The sequence below is a fragment of the Lactococcus ileimucosae genome, from assembly GCF_943193185.1.
Taxonomy (GTDB): domain Bacteria; phylum Bacillota; class Bacilli; order Lactobacillales; family Streptococcaceae; genus Lactococcus; species Lactococcus ileimucosae.
The window spans coordinates 1-11,178 of the sequence record NZ_CALPDE010000035.1 but is presented as its reverse complement, the minus strand read 5'-3'; the positions used below and the strand labels follow the sequence as shown (position 1 = coordinate 11,178).

Annotated in this window: 10 protein-coding genes and 1 pseudogene; all 11 read left to right on the top strand. The window is 39.9% G+C overall.

Features of this window, described 5'->3' with window-relative positions; translation table 11 throughout:
* Nucleotides 1–750 (top strand): annotated as a pseudogene (locus NFR51_RS10305) (hypothetical protein); the annotation flags it as partial.
* 417 nt (nucleotides 751–1,167) lie between these two features.
* Nucleotides 1,168–1,458, top strand: coding sequence for a WXG100 family type VII secretion target (locus NFR51_RS10300; RefSeq protein ID WP_202231601.1), 291 nt, complete (start codon nucleotides 1,168–1,170; stop codon nucleotides 1,456–1,458).
* A gap of 51 nt (nucleotides 1,459–1,509) precedes the next feature.
* Nucleotides 1,510–1,944 (top strand): hypothetical protein, encoded by a 435-nt coding sequence (locus NFR51_RS10295; RefSeq protein ID WP_251713569.1) that lies wholly within the window; start codon nucleotides 1,510–1,512, stop codon nucleotides 1,942–1,944.
* Nucleotides 1,937–3,589 (top strand): lipase family protein, encoded by a 1,653-nt coding sequence (locus NFR51_RS10290; RefSeq protein ID WP_251713568.1) that lies wholly within the window; start codon nucleotides 1,937–1,939, stop codon nucleotides 3,587–3,589. Before NFR51_RS10295 ends, NFR51_RS10290 begins: the two co-directional genes overlap by 8 nt.
* Complete coding sequence (locus NFR51_RS10285; protein WP_251713567.1) at nucleotides 3,586–3,897, top strand: hypothetical protein; 312 nt, start codon at nucleotides 3,586–3,588, stop codon at nucleotides 3,895–3,897. Before NFR51_RS10290 ends, NFR51_RS10285 begins: the two co-directional genes overlap by 4 nt.
* Nucleotides 3,898–3,921: 24 nt before the next feature.
* Nucleotides 3,922–4,221 carry a hypothetical protein gene (locus NFR51_RS10280; RefSeq protein ID WP_251713566.1) on the top strand — a complete coding sequence of 100 codons (300 nt, stop codon included), beginning with the start codon at nucleotides 3,922–3,924 and terminating at the stop codon, nucleotides 4,219–4,221.
* Nucleotides 4,222–4,469: 248 nt separating this feature from the next.
* Nucleotides 4,470–5,345 (top strand): glycosyltransferase family 2 protein, encoded by an 876-nt coding sequence (locus NFR51_RS10275; protein WP_251713565.1) that lies wholly within the window; start codon nucleotides 4,470–4,472, stop codon nucleotides 5,343–5,345.
* The gene (locus NFR51_RS10270; protein WP_251713564.1) at nucleotides 5,345–6,331 is read left to right on the top strand and encodes a sugar transferase; all 987 of its coding nucleotides are present in this window, start codon (nucleotides 5,345–5,347) and stop codon (nucleotides 6,329–6,331) included. Before NFR51_RS10275 ends, NFR51_RS10270 begins: the two co-directional genes overlap by 1 nt.
* Nucleotides 6,324–8,078, top strand: coding sequence for an SP_1767 family glycosyltransferase (locus NFR51_RS10265; RefSeq protein ID WP_251713563.1), 1,755 nt, complete (start codon nucleotides 6,324–6,326; stop codon nucleotides 8,076–8,078). Before NFR51_RS10270 ends, NFR51_RS10265 begins: the two co-directional genes overlap by 8 nt.
* The gene (locus NFR51_RS10260; protein ID WP_251713562.1) at nucleotides 8,071–8,940 is read left to right on the top strand and encodes a glycosyltransferase family 2 protein; all 870 of its coding nucleotides are present in this window, start codon (nucleotides 8,071–8,073) and stop codon (nucleotides 8,938–8,940) included. Before NFR51_RS10265 ends, NFR51_RS10260 begins: the two co-directional genes overlap by 8 nt.
* Before the next feature lie 235 nt (nucleotides 8,941–9,175).
* Nucleotides 9,176–11,178: KxYKxGKxW signal peptide domain-containing protein (locus NFR51_RS10255; RefSeq protein ID WP_251713561.1), on the top strand; the 2,003-nt coding region annotated here is incomplete at its 3' end.

Below are 11,178 nucleotides of genomic sequence, written 5' to 3'. Positions count from 1 at the left end.
GTACGTAATGGCTTACCTATCCTTGGTGAGATGGAGCCGGGTCAAACATTCTCTATGCGTGGGACACAGTACCGCTATCTTGAAGACAAGGGGGACGGAAATCATCTCGTTTTGCATAATGCTGGAATAGGTGCTGGACAATGGGGGACGGAGGGAACGACAAGCTACAACGGCTCCATAATTGACGGTAGAATGCGTGATTTCCATGATGCACTGCCGAGTGTCATCAGGCGGCAGGTTCAACCGGTTCAAGCAACATTCCCGGATGGTTTTGCCAATGCGCCCGAGGGTTTCTGGAATGTAGCAGCAAATGGTTGGCTTGATCCGGGTGGCAGTGCAAATAATCCAACAGATATTTGGGTTGATGGTGACATCAACTGGAAGTTTGATCTGGAACATCCTTCAGTACCAGCTGCAATGCGTGACGATATCACCATGTATACTCCGGGGGGTGAGAAGAAAGCTTTCGCCCTGTCCATGGCTGATGTGATGCGTGTCTCTGGTCCGGGTTTAGCTTTCCCAGATCGTAATTCAAGAAATAGTTCGGGTGGTACAGGATGGAATGGAACTTGGGCTCTTCGCACATTTGGTAGGTATAATGTACCGTGGATAATAGCTCCTTCTCCTACATGGTGGGCAAATGGCGGACTTATGGTACATCTTGCTGGTTTTTTGGATACGTCTCTTCATGTTCCTCGCCCTGCCCTCATTCTCCGCGACCAAGACGGCGCATGGACTTCGACTTTTTAAAGTCTTTTTGAGAAAAATAGAGATGAGAGAGCACTTCCATTATCCGATTTTTAGATAAAAACGCTTGATGACACTAAAGACTGCTGTCGTTGAGCGTTTTTATCGTTGTGTTTTGAAGCGTTCTATTTACTCTTTCAGAAGATAAGTTACTTGAAGCTCACAGGTCTACAATTTTTAGTCGAAAAGTCTAACTAGGGAAAAAGAGGCATATAAATAAAATGAAAAAGCGAAAAATTTTAACTTGTTTTTGACAAAAGATGAACAAGGGTGATAAAATGATATTATGGAAAAACAATAGTATTTTCTCATTTTTTGTACACAATATTTTCTTGCAAAATAAAGAGATAAGGAATATCTCAATGAAATAAGGTAATAATTTTTATTACATATATTATATTATTTTAAAGGAGAATAAAAATGGCAACAATTAGCGTTACACCTGAAGAACTAAAGCAACAAGCGCAAGTTTATATCCAATCTAAGGAAGAAATCGAACAAGCGATTCAACGTGTAAATTCAATGAACAGCACAATCGCGGAAGAATGGAAAGGTCAAGCCTTCCAAGCTTACTTGGAGCAATACAACCAACTCTATCAAAATGTTCAAAAGTTTGAAGAATTGCTAGAAAGCATCAACCAACAACTCAACAAATATGCGGACACAGTTGCAGAACGTGATGCACAAGATGCGCAAAGTTTTGGGTTCTAAATCAAAGAAATTTGTAGTCTAAAGAGACTACTTTTTTAAAAGGAATAGAGAATGGATAAGAAAAAAATAAATCGTAAATGGATACTGGTGATTTCTATTCTTTTATTGATTGGAGGGATTACAGCAATGACACAGCTTAAAACGCCGTTTGATATTTTTTTGACAAAAGACTTTACAACACCATCAAAAAACGACCAAATTGCTTATTTGAAGAAACATGAAAAAGAAATGACGGAAGCTATGCTAGATGACAAAGTAAAAACTATTGAGTGGGACTGGGATAGTTTAGATATTGAAACCATCGGTAATGGAACACCGCAAGGGGGAGGACTAGTATTAACAATCAATGGGAGGTTTAATCATATAGAAGACTCCAGTTTTACTGTAGGTTTTAATCTGGAAAATCGTAAATCATATCCGAAGATTGATGACATGACGTTAATGCAACCTTTGAGAATAGACGGGGGAACAAAACTATATGAGTGATTTAGACAATTTCAATAACATCTACGCCAATTTAGCTGAATCCGCTTATAAGGGCCGTCCTAATAATTTTCCTCCAAACGTATCAAAATCTAAAGAAACTCCCTATGATTTTTCCAAAGACTATATAAACAAAAAGACAGGAAAAATTCAAACGTATGGCGGAACCAATCTTCCTAATAATGGGGTAGTTTATCTTCAGCCGGATAAAACCTTAGAAACCACAACATATTATACTTCTCAAATAGTTGATAGCACGACTTCTGTTTCTGGTTTTGACCAAATACAAGTTCCTCATACTTCTCAAAAAGGATTATTGACAGATGAAAAAGCAGGTTTTAATGCTTACTTTGTGACAGATACTCCAAAACTTAACAAAGAGACCAAAGAAACCTATTTAGCGGTACGTGGAAGCGATAGTATCTCCATGGAAAATTTAAATGACTGGGTAGCAAATGATGGAAACTTTGCCCTCACTCATGCTTACATTCCCCAAGCAAAGTTGGCTTATAAAGCGCTTATTTCTAAAATAGAGGATATTAAAAAGCAAGCACCCAATGCTAAGCTCAACGTTACTGGGCATTCTCTTGGTACAATGGTTTCGGCGCAGGCAGTCGCAAAACTTTATCATGATTATCCAAAAGATTTTAGTACAATCGGAAAAGTGGTCTTGTTTGATGGTCCAGATGTCACCAAAAGCTTAAAAAAGATGGGACTTTCAGATAAGGAGATTAAAGCAGTTGGTGAAAAAGTAACGTATTATGTCAATCCTTTTGATGTGGTAAGCATGTTAAATCGGACAGCACCTTATGAAGAGCAGTTTGGACATGTTAATGTGATTGTACCCGTACATTTTAGTAAGACTCTTGATAAAATAAGCAGTCATGATTTTGGTGAATTCCAAATGGATGCCTATGGAAACCCTTTAGTGGCAAGTAAGAATTTTCATCCTGAAATGTTAACGGCAGGTCACCAGCTTGCAGATCTGATTGAGAAATCTGTTTCAAAGGTTGAAGCAGCAGGAATTTCAGGTGTATCGGCTTCGGAGATTCTTGCGGCTCTATCAGAGGGTGTATTAGATTTAATCGCATTGGGATTGACAGCAGCTGCAGCTAAGGCAATCTACGATGAGTTTAAGAAATCTTATCAAGATATCGTCTCTGAAGCAAATAAAAAAGCAAAAGCATGGAATGCGAAACACATTCCGGACTATCAAAATAGAATTCGATCTGCAAGTGGAAGTCAAAAAGTTGAATTGAGGGTAGAGTTGTTACAATGTGTTGCCCAAGATGCCATGATTCGGGCGGAAGAGTTTACAAAGGAAGTTAAAACAGATCTGTCAGATGCTCTAGAAAAAATTCAAAAAGAAATTAAGGAAGGGATTCAAGCTATCAGTGATGTTGTGCACTACTTGGAGACGAGTGAAGTGTTTTCCTTGTTGACTGAACTTGAACTTCCAAGCGTTTGGGATAAAGATATTGAAGAACATACGAATCAGGAAGCAAGAACTTTTCAAACTGAAATTGAAGAATTCTCTGCAACCTTAATAAAAATTGTACAGAATATTGAACAAGTAGACTCTCAGGGGGCAACAGGTTTTAATACACTGATGAATCAAACGCGAGTAAATTGGGGAGCAACAAGATGACAAATCAATATAAAACAAATGCCTATCTCGATATTTTTGCACTGGACCAACAGTTTAAGGAAGCTCAGAAAGAGCAAGAAAGGCAGGCAATAAAATGTATTATAGAAGCTAAGAAGTCTAAAATAGAGGCAGAAAAAACTGCTTTAAGGGCAAAGCTAGAAAAACGCAAAGCGAAAATGAAAGACTTTGCAGGGAAAACAGTAGTGTCAAGTTTTAAAGAGGGTCTTACTGGAAAAGTTGCAGAGGCAGCAGAAAGGCATCTCACGTCCAAGAAATTTGAGCCGGATTTAAAAAATCCGATTAAATAATGTATCAGAAAGGCTGATGAACGCATGGATAATAATACAAGATGGAAAATTGAAGAGGAACATGCTGCCAATATGAAACAACTCAAGGAGGCGGAAGAGTTGCTGGACGAGTATCAAATGAAAATGAGGCAAACAACACATCAGCTTCTTGACTATGTATACAGTTTTTATAGAGAGCTTGATGAAGGTGTTCCCTCTAATTTGAGTCAACCTTTTGAGGAAGTTTTAGAAAACTATAATTTTAGCTTGAGGCAAAAAAGAGAAGAACTGGAAGAGTTGCGTCTCCAAGAACAACGCGACTTCAACCAAAAGATGGATTTTTGAGGCGTTTTCATCGACGGGGAAAATACAGCAGGTCTAATTAGCCCGCTTTTTTTATATGTTGCTTTCTAGCCAGAAAAGATATCAAAGTTTGCGAGAATGTAATGGCTTTAAATAAGGCTTAGGGGGCTCTCTTTTTAAAAAGGAGTGCACTTTTTTATCAATGAGAGTTTATAATAGATGTCTGAACATTGAAAAAATGGCGGGCGCATGATAGTATAGGGGTAACTGTTGATATGAAGGAGATTAAAATGTCTAAAATTAGTGTCATTGTTCCTGTTTACAATGCAGAAGAGTACGTGAAACAGTGTGTTGAGAGTGTTTTTCACCAGTCATATACTGACCTTGAGATTCTCTTAATTAATGATGGTTCGACAGACAGGTCGGCTTTGATTTGTGAGCAACTTAAAGCCATGGATGACAGGGTTAAGGTTGTTCACTTTTCGGAAAATAGAGGGCTTGGCGCCGCGCGCAATACCTCTCTAGAGGTGGCGACGGGTGATTATATCTTGTTTTTAGATGCGGATGACTGGATTGATTCTAACCATGTCAGTGATTTGTATGATTTGATAACACGTACTCAGAGCGATGTGGCGATTGCTAATTTTACGCGTTATTATGAGGATGAAGCGCGTTATGAATTACACATTGGGGATGAGGATTACTACGAAAAAGTCTATACGCCAGAAGAATGGTTTGCTTACCAATATGGTGCACCACATAATCTTAGCCAATGTTTTACAGTACCTTGGGGGAAGCTTTACAAGAAATCCCTGTTTGAATATGTCACTTATCCAACAAAGGGGTTTGGTGAGGATGATCGTACAACATGGAAGTTGTATCTCCTTTCTGACCGTATCGCCTATATGAATCGTTCCAGTCTTGTCTATCGTGTGAATGCAAGTTCTATGACACAGACAACTGATCAAGCAAGCGTTTTTGATGTAGAGCCTGTGGCGGAGCGAATAGCTGTCTTGGGTCTTCTCGGTTGGGATATTTCACGAGAAGTTAAGGCTTACCTCTGGCGGGCTCAACTCAATCGTGACAGTAAATTACGAAATGGCGACATTCCAGCTTATAAGGAATTAGAGTTACGTCTACGTTTAATGGAGAAATATAAGAATTAATGCGAGTTTATATAACAAATATCAATGGATTAGCAAGCTCTGCTCAGTTAGCACAAAATATGGTTACCGATATTGCTGTATCATTAGGTTACCGTGAGCTCGGCATTTACCGCTATGATATCACAGCTGATTCACCTGTCGAACTGTCCAAACGACTGGATGGCATCGTGGCAGGTCTGCGGCAAGGGGATGTGGTTATTTTTCAAACCCCAACCTGGAATACAACAGCTTTTGATGAGCGCTTCATGGACAAGTTACGTGTCTATCGCGTAAAAATCATCATCTTTGTACATGATGTGGTTCCTTTAATGTTTGCTGGGAATTATTATCTCATGGAGCGGACGATTGCTTACTATAACAAGGCTGATCTTATCGTTGTTCCCAGTCAAGAAATGTTAGATAAGCTGAGAGAGCAGGGGCTCACAGTCAAAAAAGCCATCATCCAAAAAATGTGGGATCATCCAACAACTGTGCCAAGTTTACCAGCTGTCTTTGAAAAACGATTGCATTTTCCAGGGTCAGTGGAGCGTTTCAGCTTTGTGAAGCAATGGCACTATGATATTCCTCTTCATCTTTACTCACGTGAGGAGGTGGCATTACCAAGTAATGTTTATCATCATCCTTATATGCCAGATGAACAATTACTCCTAGAACTGTCACGTGGTGGCTTTGGGCTGGTCTGGATGGATGAGCATGATAAGGACTATCAAAAACTTTACTGTCCTTATAAACTCGGGGCTTTCTTAGCAGCAGGTATTCCTGTCTTTGTACAGCGAGGTATCGCTAATCAGGACCTTATTGAGCGCAATGGACTGGGAATTGTTGTGGATAGTTTGGACGAGGTGGCGACTATCGTCCGAGACATGACGGAGGAAACTTATCAGAAAATGGTTGAGCGGGTGAGAGCGTTCAATCCTCTTTTGCGGCACGGGTATTTTGCGCGTCGCCTGTTGACTAATGCAGTATTTGAGGTGTTATGTGACTAAGAAAATTGATTTATCAGAGATTACTGTGCTGCCGATATTAGAGAGTCTGTCTTTTGTCAAAATGCATGGTGCGAGTGTGGCACGTTTTGGAGATGGTGAAGTGGATATCATGATGGGACACAGTATCCCATACCAAGACTATGATGAAGTGCTTGCTGGACGTTTGCGCGAGATTTTAGGTCGTCAGAGTGACGAAAAGCTCATGGTCTGCTTGCCTGATGTTTTCAATAATCTTGAACGTTATAATAGCAATGCCCAGACCTTTTGGAAAGCTCATTTTGCCAAGTACAATGATTTCTATCGAGACATGTGCCAATCGTCATGGTACGGTTCGACTTTTATCTCACGTCCTTATATTGACTTAGTAGATAAGAGCGCTGCGCAGACTTCTTTTGCTGCCTTAAAGGAGCTTTGGAGGGATCGAGATATTGTCATTGTTGAGGGAGAAACATCATGTTCTGGTGTGGGTAATGACTTGTTTGCGGCTGCTAAGTCTATCTCTCGTATCATCTGCCCCTCACGGAATGCTTTTGCCCAGTATGACCTTATCTTGGAAGAAGTTAAGCGTGTGCCTAAGGAATCACTCGTTCTTTTGATGCTTGGACCAACAGCGAAAGTTCTTGCTTATGACTTGATGCTGCAAGGTTATCAGGCCGTTGATCTCGGTCATATCGACTCAGAATACGAGTGGTTCCAGATGAAAGCCACTCACAAGATTAAATTAAATCATAAGCATACAGCAGAATTTAACTATGATGAGGCAATCGTATTTGAAAAGGACAGTGTTTACGAGAGTCAAATTTTAGCTAAGATTACATCATCAAGCGAAAGAAAGGAAAATTCGATGACGTCAGAGTCAGTTATTAGTATCATTATCCCTGTTTATAATTCCTCTGCTTATCTAAGACGTTGTATGAAGTCACTCTTGAACCAAACCTATCAAAATTTTGAAATTATTCTCATCAACGATGGTTCTACAGATGGAAGCGGCTTACTTTGTGAAGAATATGCTGAGTCAGATCAGCGTATTCATCTCATTCATAAAGAAAATGCGGGACCATCAGCAGCACGAAATCGTGGTATTGAATTAGCGAGCGGTGACTATATTACTTTTGTTGATTCGGATGACTTTGTTGAGCCTAACTATCTAGAGAGGCTTTATCAGACGGCCAAAACGAACGATGCTGATATTGCTATTTGTAATTTCAACTCGTTTAATGAAGAGCGGCAAAGCTTTCTTTTTTCTATCACATCTGAGATGTTTTTCGAGAAGGTCTATACTGTGCAAGAGTGGATTGATCAGGAAAGTACGCCTAAAAACAATCTTTATCTGGCATTCACATTAGCAACATTTAAACTTTTTAAAGCTGAACTTTTTGATGACGTTGTTTTCCCGGTAGGACGTTTACGTGAAGATGATGCAACGGTCTACAAGCTTTATCTCAAGGCCAATAAGATTGCTTTTATCAATCAAGGGTTATATTATTATTCGCAACATGCAACGAGTCTTTCTCATAATAGTATGAAGAAAGATGTTGAGGGGATGATTCGTAACGCTGAGGAACGCATTGCTTTACTTGTCGCTATGGGTTATGACGCGAGTCAACATCTTATCTCCTACCAAAAAAGACTCGAAAAATGCCAACAAGATGCTATGGCTTCTGGACAAATCACTCTCTATCAGGACATTAGCACTAAGCTTGATTTGATTCGACATTTTAAGAAGAATGGGGGAAGAGATGCCTAAAATAAGTGTTGTCGTTCCTGTTTATAATGCTGTTGACTATCTTGCGCCTTGCTTGGATAGCATTATCCAACAAACCTATACTAATCTGGAGATTATTCTTGTTAACGATGGTTCGACGGATGGCTCGTCCGAGGTCTGTGAACGTTATCGCAGACAAGATTCGCGTATTCGTTTGGTACATAATCCACTCGGCGGCGGTGGCGTTGGTTCAGCACGTAACACAGCACTTCCTCTTATCACAGGGGACTATGTCCTTTTTGTTGACAATGACGACTGGCTGGAGCCAAATCATATCGAATTTCTCTATCATTCTTTAACTGAAACTGGAAGCGATATTGCTATTGCCAATTTTACGGAGTTTATTGAGGAGAGGCAAGCTTTTCATTTTCATTTGCAGGCCGAGGATTATTATCAGAAGATTTATACGCCAGAGGAGTGGTTTGCTAAAGAATATGATACACAATATTGTCTGAGTCAATGTTTTACTGTGCCATGGGGTAAGCTTTATAAGACTAGTCTTTTTGAAAACATTATCTATCCGTGGGAAGAGAAAGTTGAAGACGACTATACGACGTGGAAGATTTATCTCTTGGCGGAACGTATCGTTTTTAGTAATATTAGTCTTTATTATCACCGCAAACGCTCAACCAGCGTGACTAAGACAGTGGATGTACCTTCTGTCTTTCCTACAAAGAGTATCGAAGAACGGGTTACGATGCTGTCGCTTCTCGGCTACGATACTTCAGCAGAGTTACGAGCATATCGCTGGCGGCTCCAACTCCATGCCGACTATTATCTTGAAAAAGGTATGATGCGAGAATATCAACGTTGCCTCCAAAAAATAAGATTGCTCGAAAAATAATAAATTTCTAAAGGCTGGACGGTTTGGTTCAGCCTTTTTTATGTGTAGACAACTGGATAGGAATGAGAAATGTTAAAACGAGAAAAACAAATGTAAAAAACGTGAAACAAAAAAAAAAAAAAAAAAAGATTTTCAAAAAAATATAAGAGGAATATAAAATTAAAATTTGTGAAATTTTAGTATAATAGATTGTACATACCATTTTATTTTATTTATAGGATTTTTATAGATTGTTATGAGAAAACGTATAAACAAAAGAGAATATGGCGAGACGTCCCGGCGTACTCGCGTCAAGATGCACAAATCTGGTAAACATTGGGTTCGTACGATCATGTCACAAATCGGTCTTATCCGATTGACAGGAGCAAGTACGCAAGACAAGACGCTTCATGTGGATGATTTGAATCGTTCAAATGTTTCAACTAGCACGATCCTTAAAGGTGCAGCAGCACTGGGAGCTTTGGCTGGTGGAGTGATTGTTGATCAACATGAGGTTCTGGCTGAAGATACCGTTACTCAAGTGAGTGAGATGTCTACTTTGCTGACAGATCAAGTATCAATGACGCCTGAGTCTGGTGCAGCATCCGATAAAGTAAGGGATACAGCATCTGATAGTCAGTCTTTTTTAATTTCTGACAGTTTAAGTGCATCACAATCCGTATTGGTGAGTGAGTCTATATCAGAATCTGTTTCTGAGTCAGTATCTGAATCCGTAAGTGAATCTGTGTCTGAATCTATTTCTGAGTCAGTGTTGCATTCGTCTAGTGAACTTGCTTCAGAATCTATTTCTGTTTCAAATTTATCAAGCGAATCAACAACAGTAGCTAAATATAAACAGGAAGCAGATGTAGATAATGCGGGAAGTCTGAATGAGAAGGAAGCTTCAAAAGATGGTGGAACTATAAGTGAAGCAGAGTCTACCGCTCAAAAAGAGAAAGCTCTCCTTGATTTGAATACTGCTATAGCGAGTTTAAAAAGAACACTAGCTACCGCTGAGAGTCTTGAGATGTCAGGTTTGGCGCCTGCTTATGTTTCTTTATCAAAAGCCCAAGACATCACAAAGAGCTTAGACCCTTCTTTGGATCATCTGACTACTATGCATGCCTTGCTTGGAGCGTTAGAAGAGTCTATTCAAAGTCAGATTTCCCAAAACCCTGACTTTATAGGTGCAACAGGAGGATATGTCACAGCAAGTAACGGGTTGACTTATGAAGTTACCACTGCTGATGGTAAGGCGAAACACATTCGCTTAACTTCTATCATGCCACGCCCAGCAGAGAATGGAATGACTTTTGAAAGTCTTGGACGAGTTGGATCAAGCTTCCGCGCAGTAACAACTGGTTCGAAAACGGCTTTTAATATCAGCGATTTCTCAGAAAATGCTTATTCATATATTTGGAGTGGAGGAACTCCTAAGTCTGAAAATACAATGAAAAGTGTCACAGCTGTTTACGATCCTGTGACAAAATCAATCAATTGGACTGTAGTTTATGATGCAAGTGGTGTTTTAACAACAAAGACTTGGAAGACAGATGGGGGGTATACAGGCCTCTTTATTGATGTCTCTTCGGATCCTAATTTAGGTGCTCCAACTAATGTGAAGATTGATGGGCAGAACACAATTGTAGTCACTGCTGCTCAAGCGAAACCTCTGGGCTCATCTCCAGTACGTGCAACGGGAAAAGAGTATGTGTCACAAACTAAAGAAGGGGTTAGAAGTCACACGTTTACCTTCACGACACCTTATTCGGGTACTGCAAATGATTTAGCAAATTTAAGAATTAGTCTCGTAGGGGCTACTTCTAAGCAGCAAATCATGATGGATTCAGCATCTGCGGCTATGCACGCTCGTTATGGTATTACCTATGTGCGATCGGCAGGGACTGCGACAGCTATATCAGGCTATGACCTAAATGGTATTAATGCCAAGTCCATTCCAAGTGACTCTACATCACAATCAGAATCAGAATCGCTGAAATCAAATTCGATTTCAACATCGATATCCGTATCGGATTCAGTAAGCAAATCCATATCTGAGTCAGTAAGTAAGTCTACATCTGCGAGCCAATCTATATCTGAGTCGGTAAGTAAATCAGCTTCAACAAGCAAGTCTGTGTCCGAGTCGGTAAGTAAATCGGCTTCAACAAGCAAGTCAGTATCCGAGTCGGTAAGTAAATCAGCTTCAACAAGCAAGTCTGTGTCCGAGTCGGTAAGTAAATCGGCTTCAACAAGCAAGTC